Origin of the sequence: Saccharothrix lopnurensis (genome assembly GCF_042658445.1) — a bacterium.
GTDB classification, from domain to species: Bacteria; Actinomycetota; Actinomycetes; order Mycobacteriales; family Pseudonocardiaceae; genus Actinosynnema; species Actinosynnema lopnurensis.
The window spans coordinates 226,737-248,024 of sequence record NZ_JBHSQO010000003.1 but is presented as its reverse complement, the minus strand read 5'-3'; the positions used below and the strand labels follow the sequence as shown (position 1 = coordinate 248,024).

23 protein-coding genes are annotated in these 21,288 nt (G+C 73.3%); 11 read left to right on the top strand and 12 right to left on the bottom strand.

The genetic code is table 11. The annotated features are described in order from the left end of the window. Positions 1–20 precede the first annotated feature (20 nt). A complete protein-coding gene (locus tag ACFP3R_RS04920) occupies positions 21–998 on the top strand; it encodes a tyrosine recombinase XerC (protein WP_380633240.1) in 978 nt (325 codons plus the stop codon). Next, positions 973–1,965 carry a FliA/WhiG family RNA polymerase sigma factor gene (locus tag ACFP3R_RS04915; protein WP_380633239.1) on the top strand — a complete coding sequence of 331 codons (993 nt, stop codon included), beginning with the start codon at positions 973–975 and terminating at the stop codon, positions 1,963–1,965. The genes ACFP3R_RS04920 and ACFP3R_RS04915 overlap by 26 nt, the downstream gene beginning before the upstream one ends. A 610-nt stretch (positions 1,966–2,575) precedes the next feature. Here the strand turns inward: ACFP3R_RS04915 and ACFP3R_RS04910 are convergent. Next, on the bottom strand, positions 2,576–3,160 hold the full coding sequence (locus ACFP3R_RS04910; protein ID WP_380633237.1) for a M23 family metallopeptidase: 585 nt from the start codon (positions 3,158–3,160) through the stop codon (positions 2,576–2,578). 368 nt (positions 3,161–3,528) lie between these two features. On the opposite strand from ACFP3R_RS04910, the gene rpsB reads away from it, so the two are divergent. The 5 genes from rpsB (at position 3,529) to ACFP3R_RS04885 (ending at position 7,668) form a co-directional block, all read left to right on the top strand. Continuing rightward, the gene (gene rpsB, locus ACFP3R_RS04905) at positions 3,529–4,380 is read left to right on the top strand and encodes a 30S ribosomal protein S2 (RefSeq protein ID WP_380633236.1); all 852 of its coding nucleotides are present in this window, start codon (positions 3,529–3,531) and stop codon (positions 4,378–4,380) included. 100 nt (positions 4,381–4,480) lie between these two features. Next, complete coding sequence (gene tsf, locus ACFP3R_RS04900) at positions 4,481–5,296, top strand: translation elongation factor Ts (RefSeq protein WP_380633234.1); 816 nt, start codon at positions 4,481–4,483, stop codon at positions 5,294–5,296. Positions 5,297–5,422: 126 nt separating this feature from the next. After that, entirely contained in the window at positions 5,423–6,133 is a 711-nt protein-coding gene (gene pyrH / locus ACFP3R_RS04895; protein ID WP_344035384.1) for a UMP kinase, read from the top strand. Between the two features lie 48 nt (positions 6,134–6,181). Then, the gene (gene frr, locus ACFP3R_RS04890; protein WP_380633232.1) at positions 6,182–6,739 is read left to right on the top strand and encodes a ribosome recycling factor; all 558 of its coding nucleotides are present in this window, start codon (positions 6,182–6,184) and stop codon (positions 6,737–6,739) included. Between the two features lie 65 nt (positions 6,740–6,804). After that, on the top strand, positions 6,805–7,668 hold the full coding sequence (locus tag ACFP3R_RS04885; protein ID WP_380633231.1) for a phosphatidate cytidylyltransferase: 864 nt from the start codon (positions 6,805–6,807) through the stop codon (positions 7,666–7,668). Here the strand turns inward: ACFP3R_RS04885 and ACFP3R_RS04880 are convergent. Beyond that, positions 7,665–8,501, bottom strand: coding sequence for a VOC family protein (locus ACFP3R_RS04880; RefSeq protein WP_380633229.1), 837 nt, complete (start codon positions 8,499–8,501; stop codon positions 7,665–7,667). The genes ACFP3R_RS04885 and ACFP3R_RS04880 overlap by 4 nt on opposite strands. A gap of 75 nt (positions 8,502–8,576) precedes the next feature. Continuing rightward, positions 8,577–9,389 carry a VOC family protein gene (locus ACFP3R_RS04875; protein WP_380633227.1) on the bottom strand — a complete coding sequence of 271 codons (813 nt, stop codon included), beginning with the start codon at positions 9,387–9,389 and terminating at the stop codon, positions 8,577–8,579. 55 nt (positions 9,390–9,444) lie between these two features. On the opposite strand from ACFP3R_RS04875, the gene ACFP3R_RS04870 reads away from it, so the two are divergent. Then, the gene (locus ACFP3R_RS04870; protein ID WP_380633226.1) at positions 9,445–10,191 is read left to right on the top strand and encodes a class I SAM-dependent methyltransferase; all 747 of its coding nucleotides are present in this window, start codon (positions 9,445–9,447) and stop codon (positions 10,189–10,191) included. Between the two features lie 226 nt (positions 10,192–10,417). On the opposite strand, the gene ACFP3R_RS04865 is transcribed toward ACFP3R_RS04870, so the two are convergent. Continuing rightward, entirely contained in the window at positions 10,418–10,909 is a 492-nt protein-coding gene (locus ACFP3R_RS04865; RefSeq protein WP_380633224.1) for a hypothetical protein, read from the bottom strand. Positions 10,910–11,239: 330 nt separating this feature from the next. On the opposite strand from ACFP3R_RS04865, the gene ACFP3R_RS04860 reads away from it, so the two are divergent. The 3 genes from ACFP3R_RS04860 to ACFP3R_RS04850 all read left to right on the top strand — a co-directional run bounded on the left by ACFP3R_RS04860 (position 11,240) and on the right by ACFP3R_RS04850 (position 14,263). Beyond that, a complete protein-coding gene (locus ACFP3R_RS04860; RefSeq protein ID WP_380633222.1) occupies positions 11,240–12,736 on the top strand; it encodes a helix-turn-helix domain-containing protein in 1,497 nt (498 codons plus the stop codon). A gap of 2 nt (positions 12,737–12,738) precedes the next feature. Further along, complete coding sequence (locus ACFP3R_RS04855) at positions 12,739–13,221, top strand: hypothetical protein (protein WP_380633220.1); 483 nt, start codon at positions 12,739–12,741, stop codon at positions 13,219–13,221. Positions 13,222–13,300: 79 nt separating this feature from the next. Continuing rightward, positions 13,301–14,263: a helix-turn-helix transcriptional regulator gene (locus tag ACFP3R_RS04850; protein WP_380633219.1), complete on the top strand. Its 963-nt coding sequence runs from the start codon at positions 13,301–13,303 to the stop codon at positions 14,261–14,263. Positions 14,264–14,312: 49 nt separating this feature from the next. Here ACFP3R_RS04850 and ACFP3R_RS04845 read toward each other — a convergent pair whose 3' ends face one another. From ACFP3R_RS04845 to rpe, 8 genes are all read right to left on the bottom strand, one after another. Next, positions 14,313–14,993 carry a DUF7919 family protein gene (locus tag ACFP3R_RS04845; RefSeq protein WP_380633215.1) on the bottom strand — a complete coding sequence of 227 codons (681 nt, stop codon included), beginning with the start codon at positions 14,991–14,993 and terminating at the stop codon, positions 14,313–14,315. A 58-nt stretch (positions 14,994–15,051) separates the two neighbouring features. Further along, positions 15,052–16,392 carry a M28 family peptidase gene (locus ACFP3R_RS04840; protein ID WP_380633212.1) on the bottom strand — a complete coding sequence of 447 codons (1,341 nt, stop codon included), beginning with the start codon at positions 16,390–16,392 and terminating at the stop codon, positions 15,052–15,054. Between the two features lie 297 nt (positions 16,393–16,689). Beyond that, on the bottom strand, positions 16,690–17,139 hold the full coding sequence (locus ACFP3R_RS04835) for a PH domain-containing protein (protein WP_380633375.1): 450 nt from the start codon (positions 17,137–17,139) through the stop codon (positions 16,690–16,692). Between the two features lie 8 nt (positions 17,140–17,147). Further along, positions 17,148–17,627, bottom strand: coding sequence for a 6,7-dimethyl-8-ribityllumazine synthase (gene ribH, locus ACFP3R_RS04830; protein ID WP_380633210.1), 480 nt, complete (start codon positions 17,625–17,627; stop codon positions 17,148–17,150). After that, a complete protein-coding gene (locus tag ACFP3R_RS04825; protein WP_380633208.1) occupies positions 17,624–18,898 on the bottom strand; it encodes a bifunctional 3,4-dihydroxy-2-butanone-4-phosphate synthase/GTP cyclohydrolase II in 1,275 nt (424 codons plus the stop codon). The genes ribH and ACFP3R_RS04825 overlap by 4 nt, the downstream gene beginning before the upstream one ends. Further along, a complete protein-coding gene (locus ACFP3R_RS04820; RefSeq protein ID WP_380633206.1) occupies positions 18,895–19,518 on the bottom strand; it encodes a riboflavin synthase in 624 nt (207 codons plus the stop codon). The genes ACFP3R_RS04825 and ACFP3R_RS04820 overlap by 4 nt, the downstream gene beginning before the upstream one ends. A gap of 12 nt (positions 19,519–19,530) precedes the next feature. Next, a complete protein-coding gene (gene ribD, locus ACFP3R_RS04815) occupies positions 19,531–20,514 on the bottom strand; it encodes a bifunctional diaminohydroxyphosphoribosylaminopyrimidine deaminase/5-amino-6-(5-phosphoribosylamino)uracil reductase RibD (protein ID WP_380633373.1) in 984 nt (327 codons plus the stop codon). A 14-nt stretch (positions 20,515–20,528) separates the two neighbouring features. Beyond that, positions 20,529–21,179: a ribulose-phosphate 3-epimerase gene (gene rpe / locus ACFP3R_RS04810; protein WP_465269978.1), complete on the bottom strand. Its 651-nt coding sequence runs from the start codon at positions 21,177–21,179 to the stop codon at positions 20,529–20,531. Positions 21,180–21,288 lie beyond the last annotated feature (109 nt).

Here is a 21,288-nt window from a genome sequence, read left to right as displayed (position 1 = left end):
AGGGCGCAGCGTCTGGGTCTATGTCCCCGCCGCCGCCAGCTCGGACACCCAGGGTCGACCTCGCACGCCTGCGTCGAGGGCTGCCCGGCGACGTCGGGGCGGCGCTGGACCGCTACGAACGCCACCTGGCGTCGGAACGCTCGTTATCCCCTCACACGGTTCGCGCTTACCTGGGTGACGTGGTGGCCCTGCTGGTCCACCTGGCCGGCGGCGCACCCGAGCACGTCGCCGTCGAAGCGGTCGACCTCGCCGGTCTGCGATCCTGGCTGGGGGTGCAGCACTCGGCCGGCACGAGCCGCACGACGCTCGCCCGCCGCGCCGCCGCCGCCCGCGCGTTCACCGCGTGGGCCGCCCGGACCGGTCTGCTCGCCGAGGACCCGGGCTCGCGGCTGGTCGCGCCCCGCCCGCACCGGACCCTGCCCCAGGTGCTGCGGCCGGAACAGGCCGGGGCTGCGATGGCAGCCGCCGAAGTAGGCGCGGAACAGGGCGATCCGGTTGCGCTGCGTGACCGGGCCGTGGTGGAGTTGCTGTACGCGACAGGTGTTCGGGTCGCCGAGTTGTGCGGTCTCGACCTCGACGACGTGGACTACTCCCAAAGGGTGATTCGGGTTCTGGGCAAGGGCAGCCGCGAACGTGTGGTGCCGTTCGGCGTTCCGGCCGAACGGGCAGTACGCCTCTGGGTGGAAAGCGGCCGATCGGCGCTGGTCAGCGACCGTTCACAGAAGGCACTGCTGCTCGGTGCGCGCGGCGGTCGGCTCGACCCCCGTGCCGCCAGGAAGATCGTCCACGACGTGGTCGGCGCGATCCCCGGCGGGGTCGACACCAGCCCCCACGGTTTGCGCCACTCGGCAGCCACGCACCTGTTGGAAGGGGGAGCGGACCTGCGCACCGTCCAAGAGCTCCTTGGTCACGCTACGCTCGCAACAACTCAGCTCTACACACACGTCACCGTCGAACGGCTGAAGGCGATCCATGACCGAACCCACCCCCGTTCCTGACGTCGCAGGGGGAGGTTCGCGGACCGCAACCGTGACCTCTCCTTCCGCCGCGCACGTCGGGACCTCGTCGGAGGCGAGCACCCCGGCCGGGGCGAACGGTCACCACGCCGACGGCGAGCCGTCGCACAACGGGCACGCCGTGAGCTCCGGTGGTAGACCGGCACACCCGGCCTCGGAGTCGCGCACGGCCGACGACGTGGAAGCCGGCATCATCGCGCTCTGGCACACCTACGGCGTGTCCGGCGAGCAAGCACTGCGCGACCGCCTGGTGCTCCACTACGCCCCGCTGGTCAAGTACGTCGCGGGCCGCGTGGGCACCGGCCTGCCCGCGCACGTGGACGTGGCCGACCTGATCCAGTCGGGCATCTTCGGCCTGGTCGACGCGATCGAGAAGTTCGAGCCCGAGCGCGGCCTGAAGTTCGAGACCTACGCGATGCAGCGCATCAGGGGCGCCATCCTCGACGACCTCCGGTCGCAGGACTGGGTGCCGCGCTCGGTCCGCAGCCGGGCCCGCGACGTGGAACGCGCCCTCGAACGCCTCGGCGCCCGCCTCCAGCGCACCCCGACCGACCGCGAACTGGCCGCCGAGCTGAAGATCGGCCTCGGTGAGCTGCGCGAGCTCTACGCCCAGCTCCAGCTGACCAGCGTGGTGGCGCTCGACGAGCTGATCGCGGCGGGCCGCAGCGCGGGCGGCGCGGGCTCGTCACTGGCCGAGTCCCTGCCCGACGAGGGCGCGGAGGACCCGATCGCCACGCTCGTCGACCAGGACAGCCGCCGCCAACTGGCCGACGCCATCGCCCAGCTCGCCGAACGCGACCGCGTCGTGGTCACCCTGTACTACTTCGAGAACCTGACCCTGGCCGAGATCGGCAAGGTGCTCGGGGTGACCGAGTCCCGCGTCTGCCAACTCCACACCCGGGCGGTCCTGCGCCTCCGCACCAAGCTCAACGAGCAGCTGGAGAGCTGACCCGATCGGATGCGGTGGGCCGGATGACGTGGGTGGGCCGGATGACGTGAGCCGGATGACGTGAGCGGGCCTGACGGGGTGGGTCGAGCGGGGTGGGTCGAGCGGGGTGGGTCGAGCGGGGCGGGTCGAGCGGGGCGGGTCGAGCGGGGCGGGTCGAGCGGGGCGGGTCGAGCGGACTGAACGCAGCACGCGGTGAGTGGGTCGGACGGGGCGAGCGAGTCGCATTGCCTGCTTGGCCGCTGGTCAAGCTTCTTGGGCTGCCTCCTTGGCCGCTGGTCAAGCCGGCGTGGGTTTCGGTAGGTCGGTTGGCGGTGGGCCGACTCGGGTCAGGTTGGTTGGGGTCAGGTCGGTTGGCGGTGGGTCGGCTGGGGCCAGGCTGGCCGGGATTGGGTCGGCTGGCGGCGAATTAGCTGGGGTCATGTCGGCTGGGGCGAGGTCGGATAGGGCCATGTTGGCTGGGGTTGATTGGCTGGTGGCGGGCCGGCTCGGATCAGGCCGGTTGAGGTTGGGGCGGCTTGCATCGGGTTGGCTTGCGGCGGCTTGGCTGGGGTTCGGTTGGCTAGGGCCAGGTCGGCTGAGGTTGGGTCGGCTAGGGCCAGGTTGGCTCGGATCAGGCCGGCTGGGTCGGGTCGGCTGGGGTCGGGTTGGCAGGCGTTGGGGCGGCTGGCGCCGGGTTGGTCGGGAGTGCCGGCAGCAGGCGGATGCGGGGGCTTGTGAGCAGGCGCAAGGGGTTCAGGTGTTCCCGGGGGCGGGGTGGTTCCACCCTGAGCGCGCCCCAGTGCAGGCACGCTTCCGCCGGGCAGTCCCGGTGGCCCGCGCGCAGCGTCCCGATCCGCTCGCCCCGGCGCACCAGCGCACCGCGCACGACCGAGGGCTCCACCGGCTCGTAGGTGGTGCGCAGCCCACCCACGTGGGCCAACGACACCAGCGGCCGGTCGGCCACCGGGCCCGCGTGCACCACCACGCCGTCGGCGGCGGCCAGGACCGCGGTGCCGGGGGCGGCGCGCAGGTCCACGCCCCGGTGCCCCGCGGCGTAGGGGCCGGGTGGTGCCTCGAACGCGCGCACCACCTCGTGCGGCGGTGCGAGCGGCCAGCCGAAGCGGGTTGCTCGGGCGCGGGCGTCCGGGTGCGCCGGCACGAGCACGAAGAGCACGGTCAGGGTCAGGACCAGCGGTGTTCGGGGTGGTGGGGTCATGGGTCCACGGTGCCGGGGGTGGGTGGGGGGTGCCAGGGGGGTCCGGGGATCTGTGGACAACTGCCGGGGCTGTGGACAACTGCCTGTGGACAACTGTCGGGGCCGGTTCGTGGTTCCGACCCCCGACGGCGTACACTCGTGCCGCGCCCCGTGTACGTGCAGGGCGACTTCGCGTGCCACTGCAGATCCGACCCGCTTCCGTGGTCGAGTCACGGCGTCCGGCGGTCCCGAGGGTCGGGAAAGACCCCCTGGTCCGGGCGACGGCAAGGGCACCAGGGCGGCGGTCCACCCCGGTCCGCCGCGATGAACCGGAACGCGCGCCGGCCCAGGTCGCCGGCGCGCCCGAACGAAGAGGTGCGAACCCGGCCATGGCCGTCGTCACCATGAAGCAGCTGCTCGACAGCGGCGTGCACTTCGGGCACCAGACCCGCCGCTGGAACCCGAAGATGAAGCGCTACATCTTCACCGAGCGCAACGGCATCTACATCATCGACCTCCAGCAGACGCTGAGCTACATCGACCGCGCCTACGAGTTCGTCCGCGAGACGGTCGCGCACGGTGGGTCGATCCTGTTCATCGGCACCAAGAAGCAGGCGCAGGAGGCCATCGCCAACGAGGCCCTCCGCGTCGGCATGCCCTACGTGAACCAGCGCTGGCTGGGCGGCATGCTCACCAACTTCTCCACGGTGCACAAGCGCCTCCAGCGGCTCAAGGAGCTGGAGTCGATGGAGCAGACCGGCGGTTTCCAGGGTTTCACCAAGAAGGAAATCCTGATGATGAACCGCGAGAAGGACAAGCTGGAGCGCACGCTCGGCGGTATCCGCGACATGTCCAAGGTGCCCAGCGCCGTGTGGATCGTGGACACCAAGAAGGAGCACATCGCGGTCGGTGAGGCGCGCAAGCTCAACATCCCGATCGTGGCGATCCTCGACACCAACTGCGACCCGGACGAGGTCGACTACCCGATCCCGGGCAACGACGACGCGATCCGCTCCGCCGCGCTGCTGACCAAGGTCGTGGCCGAGGCCGCCGCCGCGGGTCTGATGTCCCGATCCGGCGCCCGCATCCAGGTGGCCGACGGCGCCGACAAGCCCGAGCCGGGCGCCAACGAGCCGCTGGCCGAGTGGGAGCAGGAGCTGCTGGTCGGCGCCGACGCGACGACCGACAAGCCGGCGCCCGCCGCCGAGGTCGCCGAGGGCACCGAGGCCGTCCAGTCCTGAGCCGGCCGCACGCCGCGCTCCTCCTCCACACCAGCGGAGGGGCGCGGCGCGCGCACAGAACCACCCGCGCGTCAACCGCAGAAGGAACGGATTCAGCACGATGGCGAACTACACCGCCGCTGACGTGAAGCGCCTCCGCGAGCTCACCGCCGCCGGCATGATGGACTGCAAGAAGGCGCTGGAGGAGTCCGACGGCGACTTCGACAAGGCGGTCGAGATCCTCCGCATCAAGGGCGCGAAGGACGTCGGCAAGCGCGCCGAGCGCACGACCTCCAACGGCCTGGTCCAGGCCGAGGACGGCGTGATGATCGAGCTGCGCTGCGAGACCGACTTCGTCGCCAAGAACGCGGACTTCCAGGCGCTCGCCTCCCGCATCGTCCAGGTCGCCAAGACCGGCCGCCCGGCCGACGTCGACGCGCTCAAGGCCGCCGACCTCGACGGCCAGTCCGTCGACGCGGTCGTCCAGGAGTTCTCCGCCAAGATCGGGGAGAAGCTGGAGGTGGCCAAGGTCGCGGTCTTCGACGGCAAGGTGACCACCTACCTGCACCGCCGTGCCGCCGACCTGCCGCCCGCCGTGGGCGTCGTGGTCGAGTACACCGGCGACAACGACGAGGCCGCCCGCGGCGCCGCGATGCAGATCGCCGCGATGCGCCCCCGCTTCCTCACCCGTGACGAGGTCCCCGCCGACGTGGTCGCCAACGAGCGCCGCATCGCCGAGGAGACCGCGCGCGAGGAGGGCAAGCCGGAGGCGGCGCTGTCCAAGATCGTCGAGGGTCGCGTGAACGGCTTCTTCAAGGACGTCGTGCTCCTGGAGCAGTCGTCGGTGACGGAGTCGAAGAAGACGGTCAAGGCCGTGCTGGACGAGGCCGGGGTCACCGTGACCCGCTTCGCCCGGTTCGAGGTCGGCCAAGCCTGATCCACGTGGGGGCGGGGTTGCGCGAGAGGTCGCGACCCCGCCCTTGCCGTGTCCAGAGGAGGACCTGTGAGCGCAGAGGTAGACCACGACCGCGGTGAGGACCCGGCCACCGGCTACCGCCGGGTGATGCTCAAGCTGGGCGGCGAGATGTTCGGCGGTGGCGGCGTGGGCGTCGACCCCGACGTCGTGCAGACCGTGTCCCGCCAGATCGCCGCGGTCGTCCGAACAGGGGCACAGGTCGCGGTCGTCATCGGCGGTGGCAACTTCTTCCGGGGCGCCGAGCTCCAGCAGCGCGGCATGGACCGCAGCCGCGCCGACTACATGGGGATGCTCGGCACCGTCATGAACTGCCTCGCCCTCCAGGACTTCCTGGAGCGGGAGCACGGCATCGAGACCCGCGTGCAGACCGCCATCACCATGGGGCAGATCGCCGAGTCCTACATCCCCCGCCGCGCCATCCGGCACCTGGAGAAGGGCCGCGTGGTCATCTTCGGCGGTGGCGCGGGCATGCCGTACTTCTCCACCGACACGACGGCCGCGCAGCGCGCGCTGGAGATCGGCTGCGAGATCGTCCTGATGGCCAAGGCCGTCGACGGCATCTACACCGCCGACCCCAGGGTGGACCCGGACGCGCTGATGTTCGACAACATCACCCACCGCGAGGTGCTCGAACGCGGCCTGAACGTGGCCGACGCGACCGCGTTCAGCCTGTGCATGGACAACAACATGCCGATCATGGTCTTCAACCTGCTCACCGAGGGGAACATCGCCCGGGCCGTGCGTGGTGAGAAGATCGGGACGTTGGTGAGCACCCCCGGTGGTCGTCCGTCCTTCTAGACCTGCTGGGATTCGAGCCGAACCGCGCACACCCCAAGGGAGTCAGCCGTGATCGACGAGACCCTCCTCGACGCAGAGGAGAAGATGGAAAAAGCGGTGTCCGTGGCCAAGGAGGACCTGGCCTCGGTGCGGACCGGCCGCGCCACTCCCTCGATGTTCGCCCGCATCGTCGTCGAGTACTACGGTTCGCCCACGCCGCTGAACCAGTTGGCCAGCGTCGCGATCCCCGAGGCCCGCATGGCCGTCATCAAGCCCTACGACCAGAGCCAGCTCCACTCGGTCGAGAAGGCCATCCGCGACTCCGACCTGGGCGTCAACCCCGGCAACGACGGCACGGTGATCCGCGTGATGATCCCGCAGCTGTCCGAGGAGCGCCGCCGCGAGATGGTCAAGGTGGCCAAGGGCAAGGGCGAGGACGCCCGGGTCTCGATCCGCAACATCCGCCGCAAGGCCAAGGAGGAGCTGGACCGCCTGGTCAAGGACGGCGAGGTCGGCGAGGACGAGGGCACCCGCGCCGAGAAGGAACTGGAGAACGTCACCCACCGGTACGTGGCGCAGGTGGACGAGCTGGTCAAGCACAAGGAAGCCGAACTGCTGGAAGTCTAGTCGGCGTCGGCCGCGTCCGGTCGGGTTCCCGGCCGCACGCCTCGCTCGGCCGGTCGGCGGCCGTGATGGGAGCACAACAGGTGTCAGGCGGTGAGCGGGGCGCGCCGGGGAAGAGCGCATCACGCGCGGGGCGCGACCTGCCCGCGGCCATCGCCGTGGGGGTCGGCCTGGGCGCGGTGATCCTCGTCGCGCTGCTGACGGTGCGGGAGCTGTTCATCGGCGTGGTCGCCGTCGCCGTCGCGATCTCCACGTACGAGTTGGCGAGCGCGCTGAAGCGCGGGGCGGGCATCCGGGTCGCCCTGGTGCCCGTGCTGGTCGGCGGGCAGGCCGCGCTGTGGCTGGCCTGGCCGCTGGGGCGCGCCGGGGTGCTGGGCGCGTTCGTGGTCACGATGCTGGTCTGCCTCCTGTGGCGGCTCAGGGACGGCGCGGACGGCTACCTGCGGGACGTGACCGCGTCGGTGTTCACGGTGGCCTACGTGGCGGTGTTCGCCTCCTTCGCGGTGATGCTGGTGGTGCCGGAGGACGGGGTGTTCCGCGTCCTGGCGTTCCTGATCGGCGTCGTGCTGTCCGACACCGGCGGCTACGTGGCCGGCGTCCTCCTCGGCAAGCACCCCATGGCCCCCACCATCAGCCCGAAGAAGTCGTGGGAGGGCTTCGCGGGCTCGATGGTGGCGGGCATGGTCGGTGGCGCCCTCACCGTCGGCGTGCTGCTGGACGGCCAGTGGTGGCAGGGCGTGCTGTTCGGCGCCGCGATCGTGGTCACGGCCACGGCGGGCGACCTGGTGGAGTCGTTGATCAAGCGCGACCTCGGCATCAAGGATATGGGCACGCTGCTGCCCGGCCACGGCGGGTTGATGGACCGGATGGACTCGCTGCTGCCCTCGGCCGTCGTGTCCTGGCTGCTGCTGCACCTGTTCGTGCCCGCCTAGGCGCTGCGCCCCACCTCCAGGACCCGCTGGTGGGGGTCGACCAGCGAGAACCGCGCGCCGCACGGGTCGCGCAGGACCGCGGTGCGCCCGTGCGGCGAGTCGAACGGGGGCAGCTCCACCGCGCCGCCCAGGTCGATCGCCAGCTCGGTCGCCGCGTCCACGCCGGCCACCGGGTCGACGGCGAAGTGGACCACCCAGCGCGACGGCGGCGTGCGGGTCGACCGCCACCGGGCCGGCACGGCGCCGGCGAACGCCGGCCGGGACCGCTCGCCCGCGCGGTGCTGCCCCCGGTCGTGGGTGAACGACCGGCCCGGTGGACCGGGCTGCCGCTGCTCCTGGCCGAACACCTCCTGGCCGAACACCTCCGGGCCGAACACGCCGCCGTAGAACCGGGCGGCCGCCGTCGTGTCCCGGGTGAGCAGCTCGACGCGGTTCAGCGCGCCGGTCCGACCGGTGGCCAGGGGCCGGTCGGCGGTGGGCTGCCAGAAGCCGACCGCCGCGCCGGTCGGGTCGGTCGCCAGCAGGGCGCGCCCGGCGCCGGGCAGGTCCACCGGGCCCGCGACGACCTGCCCGCCCAGGGCCGGGACCCGGTCCCGCACGGCGTCCACGTCCGGCGCGTGCAGGTAGAGCAGCCAGCCGGGCGGCACGCCCTCGGACGCCTCGTAGAGGCCCGCGACCAGCTCACCGCCGCGCCGCGCGACGGTGTAGCCGTGGTTGAGCGGGTCGAGGGACACCTCGAAGGACCACCCGAGCAGCCTGCCGTAGAACTCCCGGCTCGCGGCCGGGTCCTCCGCCGAGACCTCCACCCAGGCGGGTGTTCCGGGCACGGGCATGACGCACCTCCTCGCACACGTGTTCGAATCCGTGCGGGACGGTACGCCGGGGGTACGACAGAAGCCGAGGGCGGCTCAGTCGTCGAGGTCGTCGATGCGCGACGAGTAGTCGTCCTCGGTCATCGGGGTGACGCGGGACGGGTCGATCACGGAGAACACCGCGCCGGAGTGGTCCGCGACCACGGTGACGCGGCCGAGCGGCGTGTCGTACGGCTCCACGGTCACCCGTCCGCCCAGTTCGAGCACCCTGGTCGCGACCGAGTCGGTGCCGATCTCGGGCGCGGCGGTGAAGTAGACCATCCAGTGCGGCGGGGTGTCCGGCGCGAACGCCCGGCCCATCCGCTGCCGGCCCAGCACGGTGCTCCCCTGGATGTCCCACAGCGTGTAGTCGACGGCCTGCCCATCACCTATCTGGGTGATTTCGAACCCGCACAGCTCGTGGAAGAACGCGTCCGCCGCGTACCCGTCGCGGGTGTTCAGCTCGGCCCACGCGTACGCGCCGTGCCCGTTGGTGCCGAACATCCAGTCCGGCGGCACGTGCCGGAAGCCCACCACCGCGCCGGTCGGGTCGGCCAGCAGGGTGACCAGCTCGGACGGTTCGCCGAGCACCGACCCGCCCAGCGCGTGCGCCTTCTCCGCGGTCGCCCGCGCGTGCGGGGTGTTGAGGTACAGCGTCCACGCGCTCGGCTCGGCCGCGGCGACCAGTTCGGCCACCGGCAGCCCGCCGACGACGGCGACCGCGCGGCCCTCGACGTCGGAGTAGTGCCAGCCGAACAGGCCGGTGTAGAAGTCGAGGGTGGCCTGGAGGTCGGTGGTGGCGAGGTCGACCCAGCAGGGCGCGCCGTGGTGCAGTTCGGCCAGGGCGGGGGAATTGGGGACGATCGACACCGGGGACCTCCTGGTAACCGAGGATTCGGCCACGCTACGGCTCTAGAGTCGTCCCGTGAAGGGATTCGTCCGCGCGGCCCTGGCCGCGGTCCGCCCGGCGGACGTGCTGCCGAGCCCGAACATCTGGCACTGGCCCGAGGTCTACGAGGTCGAGAACCGCGCGCAGGACGTGGGCGGCGCGATCTGGGCCGCGCTGCGCGAGGAGTGCGACTGGGCCGGTCGGGACGTGGTCGACGTGGGCTGCGGCGACGGGTTCCACCTGCCGGTGTTCGCCGCTCGGGCGCGCTCGGTGATCGGCGTGGAGCCGCATTCCCCGTTGGTGGCACGTGCGCGGGCCCGCGTGGCCGACGTGCCGAACGTCGAGGTCGTCGCCGGCCCCGCCCAGCGGCTGCCGCTGCGCGACGCGAGCGCCGACCTCGTGCACGCCCGCACGGCCTACTTCTTCGGTCCCGGCTGCGAACCCGGCCTGCGCGAGGCGGACCGGGTGCTGCGGCCCGGCGGCGCGGTGGCGGTGGTGGACCTCGACGGCCTGGCCGAGCCCTACGGGCCGTGGTTGCGCGCGGACGAGCCCCGCTACGACCCGGCCGAGGTGGAGCGGTTCTTCGCCGACCAGGGGTTCTCGCTGCGGCGGGTGCGGGCGCTGTGGCGGTTCGAGCGGCGGGCGGACCTGGAGGCGGTGCTGCGGATCGAGTTCTCCGGCGGGGTGGCGGAGCGGGCCCTCGCGGAGACCCCCGGGTTGGCGTTCGAGGTGGGTTATCGCGTCCACGTGCGGCGCAAGCCCTCCGGGCTCGTGCTGCCCTGAGGGGGGCGGGGCTGAGGGGGGCGGGGTGGAGCGGGGGGCGGAAGGGGGGGGGGGCCGGCGCCCGGGACCGCCCGCCGGGTGCGGAGGTCCGGGGCCCGGCGCCCCGGCCACCGGCGGTCGAAGCACCCCCCGCAGCGGTGCCCCGACGTCCCGGCGGCCGGAGTTCGGCGGTTCCGGCCCGGCGACTCGACAGCCCGGCAGCTCGGCGACCCGGCAGCCCGGCGGCTCAGCGGTCCTGCGCCACCGCGGTCCGGGCCAGCGCCAGCACCGCGGTGAACGGCGGGAACCAGTGGCGCGAGTGCGACGGCGGGTTCGCCCACCTCAGCGAGCCGTACCGGGTCATGGTCGGCGGCAGGGCGATGCGCTGCGGCGAGCGGACGAACTGGACCTCCGCCGGCGCCTTCAGGTGCGTGGGCAGCAGCGCCACCAGTTCGGCGAGGAAGATCCAGTGCTCCCGCGGCCCGGGGATCACCGTGACCGGGCCCGCCAGCATCCGGGCCTTCAGGTCGGCCAGCACCCGGGACCCGATCCGGGCGGGCATGGCCAGGGCGGTGGTGGCCGGCCCGAGCGGCAGGAAGACGCCCTGCTCGGTGACGGACACCTTCCAGCCCAGCAGCCGGTAGCCCGCGATGGCCTCACCCAGCGCCTGCTGGTGCGCGCGGTCGCGGGGCCCCAGTCGCGGGGTGTTGTCGGCGGTGGTGGCGGTGGTGACCCTCATCGGTGCGTTCCTCCCGGTCGGGTGGAGCGGACGGGGTGCGGCGCCGTGAGGTCGTCCCGGCTCCTGCACACCCCGAAGGGTCCGGCCGCGGGGCGGCCCCCACCACACCGGCCTCGGTTGGGATCCATGCACCGGCCGTATCCCGTTCATCCACCACCCGGCGTCACCGGGTCCCCGGCAGGGGGCCGACTTCGCCATATGCACGAAATGCATGGACTCGCGATCACATCTCTATACACTGTTGACCACGCTCAGTGACGGGAGCGAGCCATGGACCGGAAAGCCACCAGAGCACCCACCACCAGGCGCGCATGTCCGTCGTGCGGGGCGTTGGTCGCCGCTGACAACACCGACCAGCTCTGCCAGCGCTGCCGGCGCACCGCGCGCGTCGAGCTCCACGGACCACCCCGCGTCCCGGGGGACTTCTGGGACCACGAGGCGATGGCTGCCGCGTTCTCCGACCGGAACATGGGAGCGCTCCTCGCCGCCTACCGGCACCACCCCCAGCACGTCAGCCGCGTCACCCAGGACCGCATGGCGTCCTGGCTGGGGATCTCCCAGGCACAGCTTTCGCGGTACGAGACCGGTGAGAACCCGATCGACCGGATCGACCGCCTGCGCCACTTCGCGCGGGTGCTCGGCGTCCCCGGCGACCGGCTGTGGTTCGACCGCGTCGGAATCCCAAGCCAGGCGGGCCCCGATCACGGGGTCCCGCCCGATGTGCTCGCCGCGGCGTGGGACGCGTCGAGCATAGCCAGATCGGTCGAGGAGACGGCGAGGAACGACTTGGCGATCAGCAGACGAGCGGCGCTCACCGGAGCTGCCGCGGTGGCAATGGGTCCCTCCCTGGTCGAGCCGTTGCAGCGGTGGCTCCACCCCTTGCAGCCCCTGTCCCGGTGGTCGTCCAGCGCGGCGATCAGCGAGGAGGAGTTGGCGGCGTTGCAGCACGTCGCCGACGGGCTGCGCGGGTGGGGCGGACGAGGCGGGTACGGGCTGGCGCGCAAGGCGGTGCTCGGGCAGTTGGAGGAACTGGCCGAGCGGCTGTCGCGCGCGCCGGCGGGCCCGACCACGGAGCGGGCCTTCTTCATCGGCGCGGAGCTGTCCAAGGTGGCGGCGAGCATGTCGTGGGACGCGGGTATGCACGACGCCGCGCAGCGGTACTACGTGCTGGGCGTGCGCATGGCCAAGGCCGGGCGCAACGACCCGTTCGCGGCGCTGTGCCTGGCGGCGATGGCGAGGCAGATGTTCGACCTGGGCCGTTCGGAGGACGGCCTGGAGCTGGTGCAGCTGGCCCAGTACGGCACCAGGCGCACCGCCACGCCGACGTTGCAGGCGCTGTTGCAGACGCGGGAGGCGTGGGCGTACGCGCAGATGGGCCGGGTGCGGGAGTTCCACCGGGCGGTCGGGCAGGCGCAGGACAGCTTCGCCCAGCGGCGGCCCGACGGCGACCCGTGGTGGCTGGACAGCTTCGACGAGGCCGAGATGGAGGGCGTCATCGGGGCGCGGATGCGCGACCTGGCCAGGCACGACCCGTCCCAGGCGCCGAAGGCCGAGCTGCACATCCGGCGGGCGCTGAGCCTGCGCGACCCGTCGCGGGTGCGCAACCGGGCGTTCGACGTGATCGGGCTGGCCCGCACGAAGATGGTGGCGGGTGAACCCGAGGAGGCGTGCGCGCTGATCCAGCAGGTGCTGCCGAAGGCGGCGGGACTGGCGTCCGGGCGGGTGGTGCGCAAGCTCCAGGACTTCGCCAAGGAAGCCGAGATGCACCGCGACCTGGCCGTGGTGCGCGACACGCGGGAAGCGATCAGGGGACTGCGGACGGCCTAGTGATGCGGGTGGGTGTGACGGGGCACAGCAAACTGGTGCCCGAATGCGTCGATGCCGTTCGGGCGGCGATCCGGGCGGCGTTGGAGGCCGAGGCGGCGGGCGGGTCATCCCTGGTGGGGGTGACCTGCCTGGCGCCGGGCGCGGACCAGCTGTTCGCGCGGGTGGTGCTGGACCTCGGCGGGCGGGTGGAGGTCGTGCTGCCCGCCGCGGACTACCGGGACCGGCTCAAACCGGAGAAGCGGGCCGCCTACGACGAGCTGCTGGCGCGGGCGCACGTGGTGAGCGTGCTGCCCAACGAGCTGTCCGGGCGGCACGCGTACGTGATGGCCAACGAGCGGATGCTCGCGTCGGTGGAGCTGCTGATCGCGGTGTGGGACGGGCAGCCGCCCGACGGGCGCGGCGGCACCGCGGACGTGGTGGAGACGGCGCGGGCGTCGGGCGTGCCGGTCGTGGTCGTGTGGCCGGAGGGGGCCCGGCGGGCGTAGCGGGCCGGGTGGAGCAGCCGGGCGGGCGGGGCGGAATAGCGGACGGTGGTTGTCCGTGATGGCCGGCACACTGCGTGGTGTGCTGCAGACCTCCGCCCGCCTGCTCAAGCTGCTGTCGCTGCTCCAGGTCCGCCGCGACTGGACCGGGGCCGAACTGGCGCGGCGGCTCGACGTCGACGTCCGCACCGTGCGCCGGGACGTGGACAAGCTGCGCAACCTCGGCTACCCGGTGAACGCCGCGCCGGGCGTGGCCGGCGGGTACCAGCTGGGCGCGGGCGCCGAACTGCCGCCGCTGCTGCTCGACGACGACGAGGCCGTGGCGGTGGCCGTCGGGTTGCGCACGGCGGCCAACGGCACGGTGTCGGGCATCGAGGAGACCTCGGTGCGGGCGCTGGCGAAGCTGGAGCAGGTGCTGCCGTCGCGGCTGCGGCGGCGGGTCAACGCGCTCCAGGCGCACACGGTGTCCCTCGCGCCGAGCGTGACGCGGGTCGACCCGGCGACGCTGACCGCGATCGCCGGCGCGTGCCGGGATCACCAGCGGCTGCGGTTCCCGTACTCCGGTCGGGAGGGCGACGCCACCAACCGGCACGTGGAGCCGCTGGGCCTGGCCCACACCGGGCGGCGCTGGTACCTGGTGGCGTGGGACGTCGACCGGGACGACTGGCGGACCTTCCGGGTGGACCGGATCGGGGCCGAGCCGACGTCGGGCGCCCGGTTCACGCCGCGCGAGCCGCCCGAGGAGGACCTCGCCTCGTACGTGTCGCGGCAGCTGTCGGTGGCCCCCTACCCGCACGAGGCCCGGTTGATCGTGCACGCGCCCTACGAGGTGGTGGCGGAGCGGACGTCCTACACGTCGGTGCACCTGGAGCGGATCGACGGGGAGCGGACCAGGCTGACCGTCGGCGCGCCGTCGCTGGAGGAGCTGGGCCCGTGGATCGCGATGATCGGGGTGGACTTCGAGGTGGAGAGCCCGGAGGAGCTCAGGGGGCACCTCCGGGCGCTGGCCGGGCGGTTGGCGCGCGCCGCCGGCGACCGGGTCTAGCGGGTCCTGGGCCGGACCCGGGCCGGATCTGGGACGGACCCGGCCGGACCTAGGCGGGGCCGACCCGCAGCAGGATGCGGCGCCCGCGTTCGGCGTGGCCGGTCACCACCGCCTCGACCGGGTCGCCGTCGCGCGGGAAGTCCTTCGGGGCCACCGCGGCGCCGTCCGGGCGGTACAGCTCCGCGGGCACGAAACCCTCGGCCCCGGGGCACGCCCGCGTCGAGACGACCAGGCCGGAGGTCCACCTCTCCACGACCTCGCCGTGCACGGCCGCGCCGACCGGCAGGGTCCGCTTGGCCTTCTCCCAGGTCGAGATGTGGGCCTTGGCGGCCGCGATCGCGTTCCACGAGAAGTCGGCGGGCGGGCGGTAGCCGTGGCGGTCGACGTAGTGGGCCACCAGGGTCGGCGCGGCGTAGACGAACCCGCCCGGACCGGGGACGTGGACCTCCCCGTTGCCCAGGGACACCTCGCCGCCCTCCGCCGGTTCGAACGGCACCCGGAGCGCGTCCTGCCCCGGGTGCCGTTCGCACAGCTCGCACAGGTGGTGGCCCCTGGTCACGTGGGCCCGGCGGAACGCGGCCAGGGTGAGCAGCGCCTCGACCAGCCCGGGTTCCGGCGCGCCGACCCCGAACCGCGAGCCGCGGCCCAGCCAGCCGACGTTGACCAGCCGGCCGGTTCCCTCGTCCGGGGTCAGGTACTCGTAGGGGGTCAGGTCTTCGTACGTGGCCACGCGGACCAGCATCGCTCACGGGCCGTCGACGTGGACGGGTTTCGTCCACATCCCGGGATCAGGGGCGCGTGCGGGCCAGGCGGTAGGAGGCGGCTCCGATCAGCTCCAGGGAGACCTGGAGGCGTTCGGTGCTCACGTTCTGCTCGATCGTGTCCTCCGGGGTGTGGTAGAGCGGCTCCAGCTCGTGCGGGCCGCCCTCGCCGCGCCAGCTGAAGTTCGCCGAGGCGATCCCCCGCTCGTGGAACGGGACGTGGTCGCTGCTGCCGCGCGGCACCGGGCCGTGCACGCGCCCGCCGTAACCCAGGCGGGTGGCGGCCGCGGCGACCTGGGCGGTGGTGGCGTTGTCGCCGCCGTCGACCGACAGCAGCCAGTAGGCGGTGGCCGGGCCGTGGCTGGTGGCGACCATGTCGTTCTGGAAGACGCCCGCGATGCGGCCGGCCTCGGCGTCGGTGAGCTGGTTGACGTAGTAGCGGGAGCCGATGAGGCCCTGCTCCTCCGAGCCCCACAGCGCGAAGCGCAGCGCCCGGTGGGTCGGCAGGTAGCGCAGGACGCGGGCCAGTTCGAGGGCCAGGACGGTGCCGCTGCCGTCGTCGTTGGCGCCGGGCGAGCCGGGCACGCTGTCGTAGTGGGCGGTGACCATGACCACGCCGTGGTCGGGGCCGCCGGGGAACGTGGCGGGCCGGTCGGCGATGACGTTGTACGAGGTCAGGTTGGTGTGGTGGGTGGTGGCGACGGTGACGCGGACCGGGCCCGCGGCGCGCAGCCGCTCCACGTGCACCTGGGCGATGCCCAGCACCGGCACGGCCACGTTCTCGGTGAGGGTGGGCGAGAACGCGCCGGTCTTGCCCGCGGGCGGGGTCGACACCCGGCCGATCAGCACGGCCGCCGCGCCCAGGCGGACCACGTCGAGCACCGTGGTGGCGCCGGCGGGCACGTTGACCAGCAGGACGACCTTGCCGGTGAGGTCGGCGGGCAGGGACGCGCCGTTGTCGAGGTCCACCACCGGGCCGGACGCGGTGACGCCGAGGGCGCCGAAGCGGGACGCGCCCGCGCTCCAGGTGCTCCGGCCGACCTTGAGCGTGGACAGGTACTTGTCGGGTGCCGGGAACGGCTGGAGCGTCACCCGGTAGCGCAAGTCGCGCAGGACGTCGGCGAGGTAGTCGCGGGCGCGGTGCTCGGACTCCAGGCCGCCGATGCGCGGCCCGATGCGCTCGCTGAGCACCCGCAGGTGCTCCATCGCCTTGCGCGACCGCGCCCGCCCCACCACGGGGTGGTCACCCAGGCCGAGGTCGGGCAGGCCGGACGCGCCGGGCCGCTGGGCGCGCGCGGCCGGGTTGAGGCCGAGCGTGACCGCCCCCGCCACCGCCGCGGCACCGGTGATGAGTGAACGTCTGCGCATGAGCGGCCCCCCGGGGTTCGTGGTCACCCGAACCTAGGCAGGCCCCCGGACCCGGACAAGCCGCCGATGGCCCACACCGGCTCCGCCAACAGCACCACGCCGATCGGCGGGTCCCAACACCCGAACGCAGAACACGGTCGTCCCGAACGTTCGACACGGTCGTCCCGAACGTTCGACTCGCGGGTCCTGAACGTACGACACGCAAGGTCTGAACGTACGACTCGCGGGGTCTGGACGTACGACTCGCGCGAGTCGTACGGTGCGGCCCGGCGTGTCGTACGTTCAGGACACCCGAGTTCAGCGTTCGGGGTCACCCGGTGGGGTGGCTGTGCGGTGCAGGTCGCGCAGGGTGCGTACGGCGGTGACGGCGTGGTCGCGGTCCACCGCCTGGATGGCCATGACCGACACGTACTCGTCGTCCGGGAGTTCCAGGCGGGCCCAGGAGGCGCCGTCGGGGAACGAGACGTGCAGGACGTCGTGCCAGGCGAAGCGGTGGGCGGTGATCACGTTGCGGACCTCGACGCCCTCGGCGTCGGCGCGCACGCGCGGGCGGGTCAGCAGCAGGACGCCGCAGGCCAGCAGGACGCCCAGGCAGACCATCGCCACCTGGTCGGAGGTGCGGAAGATGACGCCGGTGGGTGTGTCGCCCAGCAGCAGTCCGACCACGGTGAACACGGCGACCAGGAACACCGCGCAGGCGCCGGCCACCAGGCGGATCTTCTTCGGGCGGAACTCGACGGCGGCCACGGCGGTCCTCACGAGCCCGCTCGCAGCCCGCGCAGCACGAGGGCCGTGTCCAGCGCCGCCACGCACGCCTCGAAGCCCTTGTCCTCCACCGAGTCCGGGAACCCGGCGCGGTCGAGGGCCTGCTGCTCGTCGTTCGCGGTGAGCACGCCGTTGCCGACCGGGGTCGACGAGTCCAGCGCCACCCTGGTCAGCCCGGCGGTCACCGCGTCGCACACGTACTCGAAGTGCGGCGTGCCGCCCCGGACCACCACGCCCAGCGCCACCACCGCGTCGTGGGTGCGGGCCAGCTCCTGCGCCACCACCGGCAGCTCGACGGCGCCGGCGACCCGCGTCACGGTCGGCGACGCCACGCCGGCCCGGGAGGCCGCCTCCAGCGCCCGCGCGACCAGGTTGTCGGTGATCCTCGCGTGCCACCGCGTGGCCACGACCGCCAGCGTCAGCCCCGCCGCGTCCGGGACATCGCCCTCGGGCCGCCCTTCGCCGCTCATTCCGCTCCTTCCGTGGTGGACACCACCGCGCCGCCCTGGGCCAGCGCCTCGTACTGCTCCAGCTGGTGCAGCTCGTGGCCCATCCGGTCGCGCTTGGTGCGCAGGTACCGCAGGTTCTCCGGGTTGGGCGAGATCGGCAGGGGCACGCGGTCGAGCACGCGCAGCCCGTAGCCCTCCAGACCCACCCGCTTGGCCGGGTTGTTGGTCAGCAGCCGCATCGACTTCACGCCCAGCGAGCACAGGATCTGCGCGCCGGTGCCGTAGTCGCGCGCGTCGGCGGGCAGGCCCAGGCCGAGGTTCGCGTCCACGGTGTCCGCGCCGTGGTCCTGGAGCTGGTAAGCCTGGAGCTTGTGCATCAGGCCGATGCCCCGGCCCTCGTGCCCGCGCATGTAGAGCACGACGCCGCGGCCCTGCGCCGCGACCGCCTCCAGCGCCGCGTCGAGCTGCGGGCCGCAGTCGCAGCGCAGCGAGCCGAACACGTCGCCGGTCAGGCACTCCGAGTGCACCCGCACCAGCACGTCCTCGCCGTCGCCGAGCTCGCCGTAGACCATCGCGATGTGCTCGATGCCGTCCAGCCTGCTGTCGAAACCGACCGCGGTGAACGTACCGTGCGCGGTGGGGATGCGAGCCTCCGCGACCCGCTCCACCTGCGTCTCCACCCGCCGCCGGTAGGCGATCAGGTCCGCGATGCTGATCAGCGCGAGGTCGTGGTCGGAGGCGAACACCTCCAGCTCCTCGCGCCGCGCCATGTCGCCCTCGTCCTTCTGCGACACGATCTCGCACAGCACGCCCGCCGGCGCGAGCCCCGCCATCCGGGCCAGGTCCACGGCGGCCTCGGTGTGCCCGGCGCGGCGCAGCACGCCGCCGTCGCGGGCCCGCAGCGGCACCACGTGACCGGGCCGGGTGAAGTGCTTGGCGGTGGACTCCGGGTCGGCCAGCAGGCGCATGGTGTGCGCCCGGTCCGCGGCCGAGATGCCCGTGGACACGCCCTCACGGGCGTCGACGGTCACCGTGTACGCGGTGCCGCGCTGGTCCTGGTTCGTGTGGTACATCGGCGGCAGGTCGAGCCGGTCGCAGTCGGCCTCGGTGAGCGCCACGCACACGTACCCGGACGTGTAGCGGACCATGAACGCCAGCAGCTCCGGCGTGGACTTCTCCGCGGCGAAGATCAGGTCGCCCTCGTTCTCGCGGTCCTCGTCGTCCACCACGACCACCGGCCGGCCCGCGGCGATGTCCGCCACGGCCCGCTCTATGTCGGCGAAGTCCCTCACCGCTCCCCCTCGACGTCGGACCGCTCCCGCAGGTGGGGCAGGGCGAGCCGTTCCACGTACTTCGCCAGGACGTCCACCTCCAGGTTCACGGTGTCGCCCGGCACGCGCCGGCCGAGCGTGGTCAGCTCCAGCGTGGTCGGGATGAGGCTGACGGTGAACGAGTCGTCGAGCGCCGACACCACGGTCAGCGACACCCCGTCCACGGTGATCGAGCCCTTCTCCACCACGTACCGCGCCAGCCGCGGCGGCAGGCCGAGGTGGACGACCTCCCAGTGCTCGGCCCTCTCCCGCGCCAGCACGGTGCCCGTGCCGTCCACGTGGCCCTGCACGATGTGCCCGCCCAGCCGCTGCCCGACGGCGGCGGCGCGCTCCAGGTTGACCCGGTCCCCCGAGGCGACCTTGGCCAGGCTGGAGCGGTTCAGCGTCTCGCGCATCACGTCCGCGGTGAACGCGCCGCCCTCGACGTCCACGACGGTGAGGCAGACGCCGTTCACCGCGATGGAATCGCCGTGCTTCGCGTCGCCGGTCACCAGCGGGCCCGCGATGGTGACGCGCGCCGCGTCCGGCAGGTCGACCACCGCGACGACCTCACCCAACTCCTCGACGATCCCGGTGAACACCAGTGTCCTCCTCTAGCGGCCGGGGACGGCGGAGATCCGCACGTCCGGCCCGCACATACTGACCTGCTCCACGACCAGCCCGACCGCGTCGGTGATCGTCGACACCCCGGCGTCCCGCAGTGCGGGAGCACCGTCGCCCAGGAACTTCGGGGCGAGGTAGGCGAGCACCCGGTCGACGCGGCGCGCGGCCGTGAACGCACCCGCCAGGGTAGGCCCGCCCTCCAGCAGCACGTCCACGACGCCGCGCCGGGCGAGTTCGGCGAGCACCGCGTCGGGGTCGCGGGTGCGCAGGTGCGCGGTCTCCGCCGCGTCGTCCAGGACCCGGGCGCCCGGCGGCAGGTCGCCGGTGCCGACCACGACCCGCAGCGGTTGGCGGGTCGCGCCGGGGCCGCGCGCGGTCAGCCCGGGGTCGTCGACGCGGACCGTGCCGGCGCCGACCACGATCGCGTCCACCCTGGCGCGCAGGTCGTGCACCTCGGCGCGGGAGCTCTCGGAGCTGATCCAGCGGCTGGTGCCGTCGGCGGCGGCGACCCGGCCGTCGAGGGTGGCCGCGTACTTCCAGGTCACGTGCGGGCGACCGGTGCGGGCGAAGTGCAGCCAGGCGCGCAGCGGGCCGCGCGCCACCTCCTCCGCCAGCAGGCCGGACTCGACGGCCACCCCGGCGGCGCGCAGCGCCTCCGCTCCCCCGCCCGCCCGCGGGTTCGGGTCGGCCGCGGCGTGCACGACCCGCGCGACGCCCGCGGCCAGCAGCGCGTCGACGCACGGCGGGGTGCGGCCGTGGTGGTTGCACGGCTCCAGGGTGACCACGGCCGTGCCGCCCCGGGCCCGGTCACCGGCGCGGGCGAGGGCGACGACCTCGGCGTGGGCCTGGCCGGGCGGCCTGGTCGCGCCCTCCCCGACCGGCTCGCCGGCGGCGTCCAGGACCACGCAGCCGACCGGCGGGTTCGGGCTGGTGGTGCCCCGCACCCGCTCGCTCGCCGCGATGGCCCGCGCCATCGCCTCGTCCAGGTTCACCGGGCGCGGGCCGCCCGCTCGCGCAGCCGCTCCAGGGCCGCGCCGGGGTCGGCCGCGTCGTAGATCGCGGAACCCGCGACGAAGCAGTCCACGCCCGCCTCGGCGGCTTGCCCGATGGTGTCGGCGTTGATCCCGCCGTCGATCTCCACGACGAGCCTGAGGTGGCCGGTGTCGACCAGGCGGCGCGCGGTGCGCACCTTGTCGAGCACCTCGGCCATGAACCGCTGCCCGCCGAACCCGGGCTCGACCGACATCACCAGCAGGGTGTCGTAGTGCTTGAGCACGTCCAGGTGCGGTTCCAGCGGGGTGCCGGGCTTGAGCGACAGGCCCGCCCTGGCGCCCGCCGCGCGCAGGTCCTTGGCCAGCCGCACCGGGTCCTTCGCGGCCTCGACGTGCACGGTCACGTTGTGGGCGCCCGCCTCGGCGTACCCGGTGGCCCAGCGGTCCGGGTCCTCGATCATCAGGTGGCAGTCCAGCGGGATGTCGGTCGCCCCGCGCAGCGCCTTCACCACCGGCAGGCCGATGGTGAGGTTGGGCACGAAGTGGGCGTCCATCACGTCCACGTGCAGCCAGTCGGCGCCCGTCACGGCGGCGGCCTCGTCCGCGAGGCGGGCGAAGTCGGCGGACAGGATGCTCGGCGCGATCATCGGCTGGTGGACCACGGCTCGGGAGTCTAGGCTTCCGCCTCCCGGTCGACCCGTCCGGGACCGGTGTTCCGGGCCACTGCCCGTTCCCCGGTATTCACCACCGGCCCGT